The 14,779-nt window shown below is 74.7% G+C and carries 15 protein-coding genes and 1 riboswitch; of the genes, 8 read left to right on the forward strand and 7 right to left on the reverse strand.

The features are described 5' to 3' along the window. Positions 1 to 67 precede the first annotated feature (67 nt). The gene (locus tag ACFOYX_RS30880; RefSeq protein ID WP_322439295.1) at positions 68 to 727 is read right to left on the reverse strand and encodes an NAD(P)H-binding protein; all 660 of its coding nucleotides are present in this window, start codon (positions 725 to 727) and stop codon (positions 68 to 70) included. A gap of 67 nt (positions 728 to 794) precedes the next feature. Here ACFOYX_RS30880 and ACFOYX_RS30885 point away from each other — a divergent pair, with 67 nt between their 5' ends. Further along, complete coding sequence (locus ACFOYX_RS30885; protein WP_322439296.1) at positions 795 to 1,682, forward strand: NAD-dependent protein deacetylase; 888 nt, start codon at positions 795 to 797, stop codon at positions 1,680 to 1,682. Between the two features lie 75 nt (positions 1,683 to 1,757). After that, positions 1,758 to 1,857, forward strand: a riboswitch (glycine riboswitch). Between the two features lie 72 nt (positions 1,858 to 1,929). Then, a complete protein-coding gene (gene gcvP / locus ACFOYX_RS30890) occupies positions 1,930 to 4,752 on the forward strand; it encodes an aminomethyl-transferring glycine dehydrogenase (RefSeq protein ID WP_322439297.1) in 2,823 nt (940 codons plus the stop codon). 122 nt (positions 4,753 to 4,874) lie between these two features. Here gcvP and ACFOYX_RS30895 read toward each other — a convergent pair whose 3' ends face one another. Then, positions 4,875 to 5,075 carry a DUF5999 family protein gene (locus ACFOYX_RS30895; protein ID WP_088962150.1) on the reverse strand — a complete coding sequence of 67 codons (201 nt, stop codon included), beginning with the start codon at positions 5,073 to 5,075 and terminating at the stop codon, positions 4,875 to 4,877. Positions 5,076 to 5,198: 123 nt separating this feature from the next. Between ACFOYX_RS30895 and ACFOYX_RS30900 the strand changes: the two genes are divergently transcribed. Next, the gene (locus ACFOYX_RS30900; protein ID WP_322439298.1) at positions 5,199 to 6,446 is read left to right on the forward strand and encodes a chorismate-binding protein; all 1,248 of its coding nucleotides are present in this window, start codon (positions 5,199 to 5,201) and stop codon (positions 6,444 to 6,446) included. A gap of 11 nt (positions 6,447 to 6,457) precedes the next feature. On the opposite strand, the gene pip is transcribed toward ACFOYX_RS30900, so the two are convergent. Continuing rightward, positions 6,458 to 7,405: a prolyl aminopeptidase gene (gene pip / locus ACFOYX_RS30905; RefSeq protein ID WP_322439299.1), complete on the reverse strand. Its 948-nt coding sequence runs from the start codon at positions 7,403 to 7,405 to the stop codon at positions 6,458 to 6,460. 52 nt (positions 7,406 to 7,457) lie between these two features. Here pip and ACFOYX_RS30910 point away from each other — a divergent pair, with 52 nt between their 5' ends. Genes ACFOYX_RS30910 through def form a run of 3 tightly spaced genes read left to right on the forward strand, consistent with a single transcriptional unit; the run spans position 7,458 to position 9,339 of the window. Continuing rightward, positions 7,458 to 7,973, forward strand: coding sequence for a MarR family winged helix-turn-helix transcriptional regulator (locus ACFOYX_RS30910; protein ID WP_322439300.1), 516 nt, complete (start codon positions 7,458 to 7,460; stop codon positions 7,971 to 7,973). 38 nt (positions 7,974 to 8,011) lie between these two features. Then, positions 8,012 to 8,779 carry a TetR/AcrR family transcriptional regulator gene (locus ACFOYX_RS30915; protein WP_322439301.1) on the forward strand — a complete coding sequence of 256 codons (768 nt, stop codon included), beginning with the start codon at positions 8,012 to 8,014 and terminating at the stop codon, positions 8,777 to 8,779. 50 nt (positions 8,780 to 8,829) lie between these two features. After that, the gene (def, locus tag ACFOYX_RS30920; protein WP_322439302.1) at positions 8,830 to 9,339 is read left to right on the forward strand and encodes a peptide deformylase; all 510 of its coding nucleotides are present in this window, start codon (positions 8,830 to 8,832) and stop codon (positions 9,337 to 9,339) included. A gap of 50 nt (positions 9,340 to 9,389) precedes the next feature. On the opposite strand, the gene ACFOYX_RS30925 is transcribed toward def, so the two are convergent. The 3 genes from ACFOYX_RS30925 to ACFOYX_RS30935 all read right to left on the reverse strand — a co-directional run bounded on the left by ACFOYX_RS30925 (position 9,390) and on the right by ACFOYX_RS30935 (position 12,286). Then, positions 9,390 to 10,928 (reverse strand): VWA domain-containing protein, encoded by a 1,539-nt coding sequence (locus ACFOYX_RS30925; protein WP_322439303.1) that lies wholly within the window; start codon positions 10,926 to 10,928, stop codon positions 9,390 to 9,392. Positions 10,929 to 11,128: 200 nt separating this feature from the next. Next, a complete protein-coding gene (locus ACFOYX_RS30930; protein ID WP_322439304.1) occupies positions 11,129 to 11,899 on the reverse strand; it encodes a GNAT family N-acetyltransferase in 771 nt (256 codons plus the stop codon). Between the two features lie 24 nt (positions 11,900 to 11,923). Next, complete coding sequence (locus ACFOYX_RS30935; protein WP_109805493.1) at positions 11,924 to 12,286, reverse strand: helix-turn-helix domain-containing protein; 363 nt, start codon at positions 12,284 to 12,286, stop codon at positions 11,924 to 11,926. Positions 12,287 to 12,382: 96 nt separating this feature from the next. Here ACFOYX_RS30935 and ACFOYX_RS30940 point away from each other — a divergent pair, with 96 nt between their 5' ends. Continuing rightward, a complete protein-coding gene (locus ACFOYX_RS30940) occupies positions 12,383 to 12,982 on the forward strand; it encodes a malonic semialdehyde reductase (RefSeq protein WP_109805492.1) in 600 nt (199 codons plus the stop codon). Between the two features lie 42 nt (positions 12,983 to 13,024). On the opposite strand, the gene ACFOYX_RS30945 is transcribed toward ACFOYX_RS30940, so the two are convergent. Further along, entirely contained in the window at positions 13,025 to 13,798 is a 774-nt protein-coding gene (locus ACFOYX_RS30945) for a TSUP family transporter (RefSeq protein WP_322439305.1), read from the reverse strand. A gap of 196 nt (positions 13,799 to 13,994) precedes the next feature. Here ACFOYX_RS30945 and ACFOYX_RS30950 point away from each other — a divergent pair, with 196 nt between their 5' ends. Further along, a complete protein-coding gene (locus ACFOYX_RS30950) occupies positions 13,995 to 14,774 on the forward strand; it encodes an endonuclease/exonuclease/phosphatase family protein (RefSeq protein WP_322439306.1) in 780 nt (259 codons plus the stop codon). Positions 14,775 to 14,779: the final 5 nt, after the last annotated feature.

The following is a 14,779-nucleotide window of genomic DNA, read 5'->3' on the forward strand; positions in this document are numbered from 1 at the left end:
GGGGGCGGCGCCCTCGGCGGTGCGCCGCGCGCCGGGATGCGGCCCCGGATCCGTACCCGGGGTCGGGTCAGCGGGCGGTGACCGCCCGGACGGCCTCGCCGATCGGGGTGTCCCCGCCGACGAGTTCCAGGGTCAGCCCGGCGGTGGCGGGTTCGTCGAGCAGGGCGAGCAGCACGTGGGCGACGTCGGCGCGGCTGACCGCGCCGCGTGCGGCGTGCCGGGCCAGCGTGATCCGGCCGCCGGGTTCGTCGTCGGTGAGCCGGCCGGGGCGCAGCACGGTGACGTCGAGGTCCCGGCCGGTGACCTCCTCCTCGGCGGCCTTCTTGGCCCGCAGGTACGCCGCCCACACCTCGTCGCTGCCCGGCGCGGGCGGGTTGTCCACGCCCATCGAGGAGACCAGCAGGTAGCGGCGGACCCCGGCGCGGGCGGCGGCGTCGGCGAGCAGCACGGCGGCGGCCCGGTCGACGGTGTCCTTGCGGGCGGCGCCGCTGCCGGGGCCGGCCCCGGCAGCGAAGATCACCGCGTCGGCGCCGGCCAGGTGCCCGGCGAGGGTGTCGACGTCGCTGTGTTCCAGGTCGCAGACGACCGGTTCCGCGCCGGCGGCGCGCAGCACCGCGGCGTGGTCGGGGTTGCGGATCAGGCCGACCGCGTGGTCGCCGCGCCCGGCCAGGTCCCGTTCCAGCAGCTTGGCGATCTTGCCGTGGCCTCCGGCGATGACGACGCGCATGCCCCCAACCTAACGGCCCGGTGGCTGGCGGGTCGTCGTTGCCCGGCCGGTGAGGCAGCATGGACGGGTGACGGAGACGTGGGACGCGTTGGCCCGGCTGGTGGGCGCCGGTGACGTCGTGGTGCTCAGCGGGGCCGGCCTGTCCACCGAGTCGGGGATCCCGGATTACCGGGGCCCCAGCGGGGTGGCGCGCCGGCACACGCCGATGACCTACCAGGCGTTCACCCGCGACCCCGAGGCGCGGCGGCGCTACTGGGCGCGCAGCCACCTCGGATGGCGCACCATCGGCCGGGCGGCGCCGAACGCCGGGCACCGGGCGGTGGCCCGGCTGCAACACGCCGGCCTGGTCACCGACGTGATCACGCAGAACGTCGACGGGCTGCACACCGCCGCCGGCAGCGGCGCGGTGGTGGAGCTGCACGGCCGCCTCGACGAGGTGGTCTGCCTGGACTGCGGCAACCCGACCTCCCGCGAGGAGCTGGACCGGCGGCTGCGGGAGGCCAACCCGGGTTTCGACGCGCAGGTCGCCGCGGTCAACCCCGACGGCGACGTGGAGCTGCCCGACGAGGCGGTGGCCCGGTTCCACACCGTCGACTGCGGCATCTGCGGCACCGGCATGCTCAAACCGGACGTGGTGTTCTTCGGTGAGACCGTGCCCGCCGCCCGGGTCGCCGACTGTTTCGCCCGGGTGGAGCGGGCCCGGTCGCTGCTGGTGCTCGGCTCGTCGTTGACGGTGATGTCGGGCCGGCGGTTCGTGATCCGGGCGGCGAAGCTCGGCATCCCGGTGGTGATCGCCAACCAGGGCCCCACCCGCGGGGACGGGTACGCGGCGTTGACCGTCGACGCGCCGCTGGGGCGGCTGCTGCCCGCGCTGGCCGACCGGCTGGGGGCCGCCCCGGCCCTGGACGCCGGTCGGGGCGCGGTGCCGGCGGCGGTGGCCCCCGCCACCGTCTGACCCCTCCCCGCGCCCGGCGGCGGGGGTACGACATCCGCCGGAAACGCGGGCGCTGGTAGCGTTGACCATGCCGGTACCACCCACGCGGGAGAGACCGCCCCAGCAGCACCGGGGCGGCGCCGAAGGGGCAGATTCCTCCCCGGAACCTCTCAGGCAAAAGGACCTCGTGGGCAGGCGCTGTGGAGCGCTTCGCGCGTGACTCAGGGGGAGGCCGACCTGTCGACCTCGCCCCGCAGGAGCGCACACGATGAGCGCAGAGCAGTTCGCCGACCGTCACATCGGCCCCGACCCGGACGACGAACGCCGGATGCTGGAGACCGTCGGCTACGGCTCGGTCGACGAGCTGATGGACGCGGCGATCCCCGAGGTGATCCGCTGGCACGGCACCCTCGACCTGCCCGCCCCGGCCGGCGAGCGGGAGGCGCTCGCCGAGCTGCGCGCCCTGGCCGCCCGCAACACCGTCGCCGTGTCGATGATCGGGCTGGGCTACCACGGCACCCACACCCCGGCGGTGATCCGCCGCAACGTGCTGGAGAACCCGGCCTGGTACACCGCGTACACGCCGTACCAGCCGGAGATCAGCCAGGGCCGGCTGGAGGCGCTGCTGAACTTCCAGACCATGGTCACCGACCTGACCGGGCTGGCCACCGCGAACGCCTCCATGCTCGACGAGGGCACCGCCGCGGCCGAGGCGATGACCCTCGCCCGCCGCGCGTCGAAGAGCAGGAGCCCGGTGTACGTCGTGGACGCCGACGCGCTGCCGCAGACCATCGCGGTGATCGCCAGCCGGGCCGAGCCGCTCGGCATCGACGTGCGGGTGCTCGACCTCGGCGCCGAGGAGCTGCCGGGCGAGTTCTTCGGCCTGCACCTGCAGTACCCGGGGGCGTCCGGGGCGGTGCGGGACCACACCGCCCTGGTCGAGGCCGCGCACGCGGTCGGGGCGCTGGTCACCGTGGCGGCGGACCTGCTGGCGTTGACGCTGCTGCGCCCGCCGGGGGAGATCGGCGTCGACATCGCCGCCGGCACCACCCAGCGGTTCGGCGTACCGATGGGCTTCGGTGGGCCGCACGCCGGCTACCTGGCGGTACGGGCGGGCCTGGAGCGGATGCTGCCCGGCCGGCTGGTCGGGGTGTCCCGCGACGCGGACGGCAACCCGGCCTACCGGCTGGCGTTGCAGACCCGCGAGCAGCACATCCGGCGGGAGAAGGCGACCAGCAACATCTGCACCGCGCAGGTGCTCCTGGCGGTGATGGCCGGCATGTACGCCGTCTACCACGGCCCGGACGGGCTGCGCGCGATCGCCCGGCGTACCCACGACATGGCGGCGCGGCTCGCGGCGGGGCTGCGCGCCGGCGGCGTCGAGGTCACGGACGTCGCGTTCTTCGACACCGTCACCGCGGTGGTGCCGGGCCGGGCGGCCGAGGTGGTCGCGGCGGCCGCCGAGCGGAACGTGAACCTGCGGCTGGTCGACGCCGACCGGGTGGGCGTCTCCTGCGACGAGACCACCACCGGGGTGCACCTGCGGTCGGTGTGGGCGGCGTTCGGGGTGGACGGGGTCGACGGCGACGTGGACGCCACGCTGCCCGTGACGCTGGCGCGCACCTCGGACTTCCTCACCCACCCGGTGTTCCGCACCCACCACTCCGAGACGGCGATGCTGCGCTACCTGCGGCGGCTGTCGGACTTCGACTACGCCCTGGACCGGGGCATGATCCCGCTCGGGTCGTGCACGATGAAGCTCAACGCCACCACCGAGATGGAGGCGATCACCTGGCCGGAGTTCGCGCACCTGCACCCGTTCGCCCCGGACGCGCAGACCGCCGGCTACCGGGAGCTGATCGGGCAGTTGGAGGCGTGGCTGGCGGAGGTGACCGGCTACGACGCGGTCAGCGTGCAGCCCAACGCCGGGTCGCAGGGTGAGCTGGCCGGGCTGCTGGCCATCCGGGCGTACCACCGGGACCGGGGCGCGGGGCACCGCGACGTGTGCCTGATCCCGTCGTCGGCGCACGGCACCAACGCGGCGTCGGCGGTGATGGCCGGCATGCGGGTGGTCGTGGTGGCCTGCGACGCCGACGGCAACGTCGACCTGGTCGACCTCGACGCGAAGATCGACAAGCACCGGGACGCCCTCGCGGCGATCATGGTGACGTACCCGTCGACGCACGGCGTGTACGAGACGGGCATCGCGTCGCTGTGCGCGAAGGTCCACGACGCCGGCGGTCAGGTGTACGTCGACGGGGCGAACCTCAACGCCCTGGTCGGGTTCGCCAAGCCCGGCAAGTTCGGCGCGGACGTGTCGCACCTGAACCTGCACAAGACGTTCTGCATCCCGCACGGCGGCGGCGGCCCGGGCGTCGGCCCGGTGGCGGTGCGCGCGCACCTGGCGCCGTTCCTGCCCGGCGACCCGCTCGGCGCGCACGTCGACGGCAAGCCGGCCATCTCGGCGGCGAGGTACGGGTCGGCGGGGATCCTGCCGATCCCGTGGGCGTACCTGCGGATGATGGGCGCCGAGGGGCTCACCCGGGCGACCGGGGTGGCGGTCCTGGCGGCGAACTACGTGGCGGCGCGGCTGCGTAACCACTTCCCGGTGCTGTACGCCGGCAACAAGGGCCTGGTGGCGCACGAGTGCATCCTCGACCTGCGGCCGCTGACCAAGGCGACCGGGGTCAGCGTCGACGACGTGGCCAAGCGGCTCATCGACTACGGCTTCCACGCCCCGACGATGTCGTTCCCCGTGGCGGGGACGTTGATGGTGGAGCCGACCGAGAGCGAGGACCTGGCCGAGCTGGACCGGTTCTGCGACGCGATGATCGCCATCCGGGCGGAGATCGACAAGGTGGGCTCGGGGGAGTGGCCGGCCGGGGACAACCCTCTGGCCAACGCGCCGCACACCGCGGCGATGGTCTCCGGGGACGAGTGGCCGCACCCGTACCCGCGGTCGGTGGGCGCGTACCCGGGGACGGTGGACCGGATGGCGAAGTACTGGCCGCCGGTGCGCCGGATCGACGGCGCGTACGGCGACCGGAACCTGGTCTGCTCGTGCCCGTCGCCGGAGGCGTTCGAGAGCTGAGCCGGGCTGCGCCGGGGCGGTCCTCGCACCGCCCCGGCCGGCGCGCCGACCTGGGGAGGGCCGTCCCCCGACGGGGGACTAGCCTGGGTCGGCGGAAACGCTCGGTTACCGAGTGTGATCAGTTAGGCGACGAGGGCGTGCCGGGCGGGACCGCGGTGGGGGGCGATGGTGCTGCCGTCGGGGAGCAGCTCACCGGTGTCCTCGAAGACGATGACACCGTTGCAGAGCAGGCTCCAGCCCTGCTCACGGAAGCAGGCGATGACCCGGGCGGCTTCGCGGTCGGTCGCCTCGGCGGAGGGGCAGGTGGGTTGGTGCTGGCACATCGGGTTCTCCGGACTGTGGGGGCACTGTGTCATGGTTCACATGACCAGTGACGCACAGTACCAAGCGAAAGTGCGCGGTATCGAGCAGCCACCCGACATGTTTACCCGAAATCCGCTGAACGGATGAGCCAGAAAGAGCCGACCGGCGTGGAAACGCTCCCACCAGCGCTGATCGACGTACCCGCGGCACCCGACGACTGTCGCGGGCGGCTCGTCGAGCGCGCCCGGCTGCAATGGCGCTGCCACGACGGCGGCGACCCGGCCGCTCTCGCGCAGGAGTTCCTCACCGGCCACGGCGTCGCCCTCGCCGACCTGGGCCGCCCGGCCCGCCACGACCCGGACGGGGTCTGCGGCGCCGCCCTGTACCTCTCCGCCGCCGCCGGCGCCCTGCTGGCCGGCGGCGCGCCCGCCGCGGCCACCCCGGTGCCGGCGCTGCCCGACCTGGTGGTCGTCGTCTACGCGCACGGCGACGCCGGTCCGGCGCCGCACAGTCGGTTCCGGCCGGCCGACGTCCGCCCCACCCCGGTTGCGGCCGGGCGGCGGCCGGACCCGGCGCCGCGGTGGTGGCTGGGACCGTGGCGGGAGAGCTGGACCCCGGCGCAGCACACCGACGCCGTCGAGGCGGTCCGCGCCGCCATCGGCCGGGGCGACGTCTACCAGGTCAACCTGGTCGGCCACGCCGCCGCGCCGTACGCCGGCGACCCGCTGCCCGCGCTGGCCCGCCTGGGCGCGCTGCCCGGCGCCCGCTACGGCGGCACGCTGTCGGGCCTGGACTGGGCGATCGGCTGCGCCTCCCCGGAGACCCTGGTCGAGGTCGACGGCGGACGGCTGGTGACCCGGCCCATCAAGGGCACCCGGCCGGCCACCGCCGAAGGCCGGCGGGAGCTGCTCGCCTCGGCCAAGGAACGCGCCGAACACGTGATGATCGTCGACCTGGAGCGCAACGACCTGGCCCGGGTGGCCCGTACCGGGTCGGTCCGGGTCGACGAGCTGTTCGCCGTACGGCGGTGGTGCGACCTGTGGCAGGCGGAGTCGACGGTGTCGGCGGCGGCCGCCGACGGGCTGGGCCTGGCGGACCTGCTGCGGGCGGTCTGCCCGGGCGGGTCGGTGACCGGGGCGCCGAAGCTCGCCGCGCTGGACCGGATCGCGGCCCTGGAGCCGGTCGGTCGCGGGGCGAGCATGGGCGCGTTCGGCTGGGTGGGGTCCGGCCGGATCGACCTGGGCCTGACCATCCGCACCGCCGCCGCGGACGCCGACCGGCTGCACGTGTGGGCCGGCGGCGGCATCACCTGGGGCAGCGACCCGGCGGCGGAGGTCGCCGAGGCGGCGGCGAAGGCCGCCCCGGTGCGCGCCCTGCTCGCCGCCGGCTGAGCGGCCCGCCGTCAGGCCCGGGCGAACTCGTCCAGCGCGGCCAGCACCTTCTCGGTCATGCCGTGGCCGGTGCCGTGCCCGCCGGTCTCCACGATCTCCAGCCGGGCGTCGGGCCAGGCCCGGGTGAGCTGCCAGGCGATGTCCGGCGGGCCGCTGACGTCGAGCCGGCCCTGCACCAGCACACCCGGGATGCCGGCGAGCTTGCCGGCGTCGCGCAGCAGCGACCCGTCGGGCATGAACCCGCCGTTGCTGAAGTAGTGGGTGACCAGCCGGGCGAACCCCATCCGGAACACCGGGTCGGCGTAGCGGGGGCTGGGCCGGTAGCCGCCGGCCAGACTGACGTGCACGTCCTCCCAGGCGCACCAGTGGCGCGCCGCCCGGTCGCGCACCTCGGGGTCCGGGTCGGCGAGCAGCCGGGCGTACGCGGCCGACAGGTCGCCGTCGCGGTCGGCCTCGGGCACCCCGTCGCGGAACCGGGCCCATTCCTGCGGGAAGATCCGGCCCATGTCGCGGGTGACCCACTCGATCTCCCGGCGGGTGTTGGCCACCACGCTGAACAGCACCAGCGCGGTGACCCGCTCGGGGTGGCGCTGGGCGTACGCCAGGGCGAGCGAGGAGCCCCAGGAGGCGCCGTGCAGCAGCCAACGGTCGATGCCGAGGTGGACGCGCAGCCGCTCGATGTCGGCCAGCAGGTGGCCGGTGGTGTTGACCGACAGGTCCACGGCCGGATCGCCGGCGTGCGGGGTGCTGCGGCCGCAGCCGCGCTGGTCGAACAGGACGATCCGGTAGGCGGCCGGGTCGAACATCCGGCGCCAGGCGGGGGTGGCGCCGGAGCCGGGCCCGCCGTGCACGACCAGCGCGGGCCGGCCGTCGGGGTTGCCGCAGGTCTCCCAGTACACGTGCTGGCCGTCGCCGACGTCGAGCATCCCGTGGGCGTACGGCTCGATCGGTGGATACATCCCGGTTCCCCTCCCGCGGGCCAGATACAACAGGGCTGTTACATTAGCGGACGTGACCGGAACCCCCGACCGCGAGGCGCTCGGCACCCTGCTGCGCCACGTCCTGGAGCTGCTCGACGGCGACGTCGCCGCGGTCTACGCCGACCTGGGCCTGGCCGACTACCGGCCGCGCTTCTCACCGCTGGTGCGGGTGCTGGTCGCCGACGGACCCCTGGCCATCCGCGACCTCGCCGCCCGGGTCGGGGTCACCCACTCGGCGGCCAGCCAGAGCGTGGCCCAGATGAGCCGCGCCGGACTGGTCACCCTCAGCCCCGGCGCGGACGCCCGGCAACGCATCGTCACCCTCACCGACCGGGCGTACGCGCTGCTGCCGGCGATCGAGGCGGAGTGGGCCGCCACCACCACCGCGATGCGGCAGCTCGACGCCGAACTGCCGGTGCCCCTGGCCGACGAGCTGTACGCGGTCCTCGCCGCGCTGCGCCGCCGGCCGCTGCGCGACCGGATCACCGACACCGGCCTGGCCCCGGACCGACCGGGGAGGCCGGCCCGACCGGACACCGCCGGGTGACGGCCTGCCGGTGGCGGACCCGCCGGTAGGGTCCGGTGGTGACCACCGAGTACAGCGGCACCGGGGACCCCGCGCGCAGCCTCGCCCTGCTCTGGCGCACCCGGGAGAAGGCCAGCCGCAAGGGCGGCGACCTGAGCGTCGACCGGATCGTCCGCGCCGCCATCGAGGTCGCCGACGCCGAAGGGCTGGCCGCGCTGTCCATGCGCCGGGTCGCCGAGCGGCTCGGCGTCGGCACCATGTCGCTCTACACGCACGTGCCCGGCAAGGGCGAACTGCTCGACGTCATGCTCGACACCGTCTACGGCGAGACCGCCCGGCCCGAGGACGTCCCCGGCGGGTGGCGGGGCCGCCTGGCGCAGATCGCCCGGGAGACCTGGGCGCTGTACCTGCGCCACCCGTGGCTGCTCCAGGTCGCCACCACCCGCCCCCCGCTGGGCCCGAACCTCATCGCCAGGTACGAGTACGAGCTGCGCGCGGTCGACGGCATCGGCCTGACCGACCTGGAGATGGACGCCGTGGTCACCCTGGTGGGCAGCTACGTCCACGGCGCGGTACGCGGCGCCGTGGAAGCCGCCCAGGCCGCCCAGCGCACCGGCATGACCGAACAACAGTGGTGGCACGCCCACGCCCCGTACCTGGAGAAGGCGATGGACCCGCGCCGGTTCCCCCTCGCGGCGCGGGTCGGCACCGCCGCCGGGCAGGAGTACCAGGCCGCCGCCGACCCGGGCCGGGCCTTCGAGTTCGGCCTGGCGCGGATCCTCGACGGCATCGAGGTCCTCGTCCGCGACCGGTGCGCCGCCGGCTGAGCGGCGGGTGGGCGCGTCGGCGGCCGTAACGGACGGATAGCCTTCCGGACATGACTATGCGCCCCATCCGGATCATCGGCGACCCCGTGCTGCGCACCCCGTGCGAGCCGGTGACGAGCTTCGACGCCGACCTGCGCGCCCTGGTCGCCGACCTGATGGACACCCTGCTCGGCGCGCCCGGCCGGGCCGGCGTGGCCGCCCCGCAGATCGGGGTGAGCGCGCAGGTGTTCGTCTACGACGCCGACGGCCACCGCGGGCACATGATCAACCCGACGCTGGAGCTGTCCGAGGAGCGGCAGGACGACGACGAGGGCTGCCTGTCCATTCCCGGGCTGTACTTCCCGACCCCGCGGGCGATGCACGCCACCGCGCACGGCTTCGACCAGCACGGGGAGCCGCTGACCATCGCCGGCAGCGGGTTCCTCGCCCGCGCCCTGCAGCACGAGACCGACCACCTCGCCGGCCGCCTCTACGTCGACACGCTGCGCGGCGACGCCCGCCGCAAGGCGCTGCGGGAGATCCGCGCCGGCCGCTTCGACTCACCCAGCCGGGGACGCTGACGCGCAGCGGGGATGGCCGACGACCGGCCACCCCCGCCATTGGCGATGGGTCACTTCGGCGGCGGGGCCACCAGGCAGGTCGCGGTCGAGGAGTTCCCGAAGTCGTCCACGCCCGTGATCACCGCGTCGCCGCGCAGCGTCACCTTGTAGTCGATGTCTCCGGTGCCGTCCTTGACGCGGGACTGCGCGCCGGGCGCCTGCACCAGCTTGATCTTGGTGTCGGCCGGGAACGGCCCGAAGCGCACCGACGGGTCGGCGGTGTCACCGACGAACACGTCCACCTTCGTGTCGACGATGTCGGTCGAGCGCAGCTGGTAGAACCCGTCCGGGTTGTACGAGCCGGGGGTGTTGTCGCCGCTGGGGTTGTTCGTCGGCACGCACAGGGTGGTCGGCGCGGTGGTGTCGACCACGCGCATGACCGCGGTGTCGCTGCCGGTGTTGCCGGCCGCGTCGGTGGCGGTGCAGGTGACCGTGGTGGCGCCCAGCGGGAAGGTGCTGCCCGGCGGCGGCGCGCAGGTCGGGGTCAGCGGTCCGTCGACGTTGTCGGTGGCCGTGGCCGGGTAGCTGATGACCGCCCCGGCGGGGCTGGTCGCCTCGACGGTCCGGTCGTCGACGACCACCGTCGGCGGGGTGACGTCGTTGACCTTGACGGTGATCTGCTCGACGAACGCCGGCCCGCCGGACAGGCCGTTGAGCAGGAAGTCCACCGTGCAGTGCAGGATGGCACCCTGGGTGGCGTCGCCGGCCACGGTGATGGTCTCGGCGAACGGCACGTCGGTGCCGCTCTGCTGGGTCCGCGACGCGGCGTCGAAGCTCACCGACAGCCCCGGGTCGCACGAGGTCACCGTCGGGGTGACGGTCACGTCGAGGTCCCGCAGCCCGTCCAGGATCGCCGCGGTCACCGTGTCCGGCGCGCTGCCGACGACCTGTCCGCCGGTCGCGCCGGCCACCGCCGTGGCCTGACCGTCGGCGTTCAGCCCGCCGCCGCCTCCGCTGACGTTCACCGCCAGCACCCGGGCGTCGTCGGCCTGCAGCGCCGCGGTGGCCTGGGCCAGGGTGTGCCCGGCGCTCGGGTCGTGGCTGGGGGCGTCGCCGACCAGCACGACCAGCCGGCTGCTGCCGGAGCGGTACGCGATCGCCCCGTCGGAGACCTGGAACAGGGCGTTCACCCAGGCCTCCGGGACGTCACCGCCCCCGCCGGCGGCCAGTCCGTCGACCGCGTTCTGCAGGGCGGTCCCGTCGCCGGTCAGGTTCTGCCGCACCCGGAACAGCTCCGCCCCGTCGCCCTCGTCGCGGTACGACGCGACCGCGAACTCGGCGCTGGGCTGCGCGGTGCGGACGTTGGTGATCACCTGCTGCAGGTTGGTCCGGACGTTGGCGATCGCGGTGCCCATGCTGCCGGTCGTGTCGACCAGCAGCACCACGTCCGGCTTCGGCGGGATCGGCGGGGTCGAGACGACCTTGGCGATGTCGATGGTGGTGGCCGGGTTCGCGGCCCGGTCCACGGTGGCCGGGTCGACGCCCGGCGCGGCCCACGCCGGTGTGGCCACCGCGGTCACCATCGCGGTCACCGCTGCGGCGACGATCACCGCCCTTTTCCTTCGCCCCCCGGATACTGCTGTGGAACCCATCGTGACTCCTTCAGCTCCGCCGCGCCTGATGGGCGCGACCTCTGCAGGAGACGCTAGGGGTCCGACGGGCCGCCGCGGGTCCGACATAAGCCCAGCTCAGGGTCGGGTTGTTGACCCGGCGTGGCGACTGGACGTGTCAGGCTGGACGACCTTCGCCGTCACCCGCGGTGGTGCAGGCCGCACTCGACGAAGTCGGCGACGCGGGTGAAGCCGAGCCGCTCGTACAGCCGCAGCGCCGGGTTGTCGGCCCGCACGTTGAGGGTGACGTGGTCGACGCTGCCGGCCAGCCGGGCGCACAGCGCGGCCACGGCGGCGCCGGCCAGGCCGCGTCCCCGCGCCCGCGGGTGGGTGGTGACGTTGCCGAGCGCGGCCACCCGGAACGTCGGCGACCAGACGTGCACGCCGGCGACGGTGACCAGCTCACCGGCGGCGCGGACCCCGACGTACTGGCCGGTGTCGAGCATCCGCGGGTCGAACCAGTTGCCCGGGTAGGCGGTGGCGTAGAGGTCGAGCAGCTCGGGCAGGTCGGCCGGGCCGAGCACCTCGCCGGCGGGCGTGACCCGGGCCAGCCGCGCCGGGTCGGTCAACGCCATCCGGTGGTGCGTCGCGGCGTCGGCGACCCGGAACCACCGCGCCAGCGTCGTGTCCAGGCCGGGGGACAGGTGCGCCCACAGCCGGGCCGGCAGCAGCGGCGCGAGGTCGGTGAGCAGCTCCGCCAGCTCCGCGGTCCGCCGCGGGGACGCGAACGCCAGCAGCGTCGGCAGCGCGACACCGTGGTAGAGCAGCGCCACCTGGTCGTCCCGGCGGAACCACGAGGTGTACGGCCAGAAGAAGTCGTCCAGGTCGCCCAGCTGATACGCGTGCAGCACCGGGTCCCGGCTCAGCAGGTCGGCCAGGACGGCCCGGTCGTGTTCAGCGCGTACCGGCATCCGACGATGATCACACAGCGCCGGTCAGCAGCCGGGGCGGCCTGCCGGTTCGACGGGCAGGTTCTCGTGGGCCCAGCGCGCCAGGGCGTCCAGGGCGGGCACCAGCGCCGCGCCCCGCTCGGTGAGCTGGTAGCTGACCCCCAGCGGGGGCCCCTCCCGCACGGTCCGGGAGACCAGCCCCACCCGGGCCAGTTCGCCGAGGCGGTCGGAGAGCACCGATTCGCTGATCCCCGGCAGTGCGCGGGTCAGCTCGGCGAAGCCGGCCGGTCCGTTGGCCAGGGTGGCCAGCAGCACGCCGTTCCACCGCTTGCCGAGGAACGCGAAGGCGCGGGCGATCCCCCCGTCGCACGCCCGTGCTGTGCCGCCGACTTCCGGCCTGGCCGTCATACCCCGAGGATACCGGCCGCGCCGACACGACACGGCACTACTAAAAAGCTAGCTGCTACTGTTGCAGGAGGACCCCAATCAGAGCGAGGATCCCTGATGACCGACCTGATCACCCTGCACCCCGAGGCGCGGGCGCAGCTGTTCACCGACGCCCGCACCGCCAACACGTTCACCGACGAACCCGTCAGCGACGAGCAACTGCGGGCCATCTTCGAACTCGCCAAGTACCCGCCCACCGCCGCGAACACCCAGCCGCTGCGGGTGCTCTACATCCGCGACGGTGAGCCCCGCGAACGGCTGCTCACCCACATGAACGAGGGCAACCGGGCCAAGACCGCGTCCGCACCGGTCGTCGCCGTGCTGGCCGCCGACACCGACTTCCACGAGTTCATCCCGCGGGTCTTCCCGATCCGCGCGCAGATGCGCGACGCCCTCGCGGGCGACGTGCAGGCCCGCGAGCGGATGGCCCGGTTCAACGCCACCCTGCAGATCGGCTACTGGCTGCTCGCCGTCCGGGCCGCCGGGCTGGCCGCCGGACCGATGGGCGGCTTCGACGCCGACGGCCTCGACAAGGAGTTCTTCGCCGACAACGGCTGGAGGTCCGTGCTCGTGGTCAACATCGGCAAGCCCGGCCCGGACGCCTGGTTCCCCCGGCTGCCCCGGCTCGACTACGACGACGTCGTCCGGCACGCCTGAGCCGACGCTCGCCGCCGGCCGGTCAGGCGACCCACCGGCCGATCAGCTGGCCAGCCACTGGTCGTAGCCCAGCTTCCCGACCAGGGCCAGCACCACCACCAGCAGCACCACCCGCACGAAACCGGCGCCGCGCCGCAACGCCATCCGCGCGCCCAGCGCGGCGCCGGCGACGTTGCACACCGCCATCGCCGCGCCCAGCAGCCACCACACGTGCCCCGTCCACGCGAACACCACCAGCGCGCCCAGGTTCGTGCCCGCGTTGACCACCTTCGCCATCGCCGAGCCGTGCACGAAGTCCGCCCCCACCAGCGCGGTGAACGCCAGCACCAGGAACGTGCCCGTGCCCGGGCCGATCAACCCGTCGTACAGGGCGATGCCCAGGCCGGCGACCGCCACCGCCGCGACCACCCGCCGCGGGGTACGCCGCGCCGGCTGCGCCACCACCCCCAACCGGGGCCGCACCAGCACGAACACCGCCACCGACACCAGCACCAGCAGCACCACCGGCCGGTACGCCCCCGCCGGCACCGCCCCCGCGAGGGCCGCGCCCAGCCCGGCCGTCAGCACCGCCAACCCGGCCGACGGCCCGGCCACCGCCCAGTCCAGCTTCGTGCGCCGCGCGTACGTCACCGCAGCCGTCGACGTGCCGAAGATCGCCGCCAGCTTGTTCGTGCCCAACGCGGTCGCCACCGGCACCCCCGGCGCGGCCACCAGCAGCGCCGGCAGCAGCAACAGCCCACCCCCGCCGACCACCGCGTCCACCCAGCCCGCCATGGCGGCCGCGGTCAGCAGGGTGGTCAGCGACAAGGGGTCCACGGGCGGCAATTCTGCCCACCCCCGGCGCACCGGCGAGACCAGCTGTGGCCAGCCTCACCGCCCCGGCGGTGGGTTCAGCGGCCCCGCCGCCGCCGCAACCACACACCGACCGACGCCACCGCCACGAACACCAGCACCGAACAGACCAACGCCTTGAGCACCCGGCAACCCTGCCACGGCGACGTAGGGTGTGCTCGTGCGCCTGGCCACCTTCAACCTGCTGCACGGGCGATCCCTCACCGACGGACTCGTCGACCCCGACCGGCTCACCGCCGCCGTCACCGCCCTCGACGCCGACATCCTCGCCCTGCAGGAGGTCGACCGCGACCAGTCCCGCAGCGGCAACCTGGACCTCACCGCCATCGCCGCCCGCGCCCTGGGCGCCCCCGAACACCGCTTCGCCGCCGCCGTCGTCGGCACCCCCGGCGAACAGTTCCGCCCCCTGAACCACGACGACGACGGCCACGGCGAACCCTGCTACGGCATCGGCCTGGTCAGCCGCTATCCCGTGCGCTCCTGGCAGGTCACCCGGCTACGACCGGCCCCCGTACGATCCCCGATCTACGTCCCCGGCCCCGGCGGCGGACTCGTCCTGCTGCGCGACGAACCCCGCGTCGTCCTCGCCGCCGTCCTGGACGCCCCGCACGGCCCGCTCACCGTCGCCGCCACCCACCTGTCCTTCGTGCCCGGCTGGAACATCCTCCAACTGCGCCGCGTCGTCCGCGCCCTGCGCGCCCTGCCCGCCCCGCGGATCCTGCTGGGCGACCTCAACCTCCCCGCCGGACCCGCCGCGCTGCTGTCCCGGTGGCGGCCCCTCGGCCGCCACCCCACCTATCCCGCCGGGCAGCCCCGCGTCCAGCTCGACCACGTCCTCGCCGACCGGCAGGGCCTGGACCGGCTCCCGCCGGTCACCGCCGTCGACACCCCGCTGTCGGCCATCTCCGACCACCGGCCCCTCGTCGTCGACCTCGGCTGACCGGC

Source organism: Micromonospora sp. GCM10011541, assembly GCF_042650725.1.
Lineage (GTDB): Bacteria > Actinomycetota > Actinomycetes > Mycobacteriales > Micromonosporaceae > Micromonospora > Micromonospora sicca.

Coding starts and splice junctions, on each gene's coding strand:
- def (WP_322439302.1), top strand. CDS start 8,830: ATGACTATGCGCCCCATCCGGATCATCGGCGACCCCGTGCTGCGCACC.
- pip (WP_322439299.1), bottom strand. CDS start 7,405: ATGTATCCACCGATCGAGCCGTACGCCCACGGGATGCTCGACGTCGGC.
- ACFOYX_RS30900 (WP_322439298.1), top strand. CDS start 5,199: ATGAGCCAGAAAGAGCCGACCGGCGTGGAAACGCTCCCACCAGCGCTG.
- ACFOYX_RS30935 (WP_109805493.1), bottom strand. CDS start 12,286: ATGACGGCCAGGCCGGAAGTCGGCGGCACAGCACGGGCGTGCGACGGG.
- gcvP (WP_322439297.1), top strand. CDS start 1,930: ATGAGCGCAGAGCAGTTCGCCGACCGTCACATCGGCCCCGACCCGGAC.
- ACFOYX_RS30880 (WP_322439295.1), bottom strand. CDS start 727: ATGCGCGTCGTCATCGCCGGAGGCCACGGCAAGATCGCCAAGCTGCTG.
- ACFOYX_RS30895 (WP_088962150.1), bottom strand. CDS start 5,075: ATGTGCCAGCACCAACCCACCTGCCCCTCCGCCGAGGCGACCGACCGC.
- ACFOYX_RS30940 (WP_109805492.1), top strand. CDS start 12,383: ATGACCGACCTGATCACCCTGCACCCCGAGGCGCGGGCGCAGCTGTTC.
- ACFOYX_RS30930 (WP_322439304.1), bottom strand. CDS start 11,899: ATGCCGGTACGCGCTGAACACGACCGGGCCGTCCTGGCCGACCTGCTG.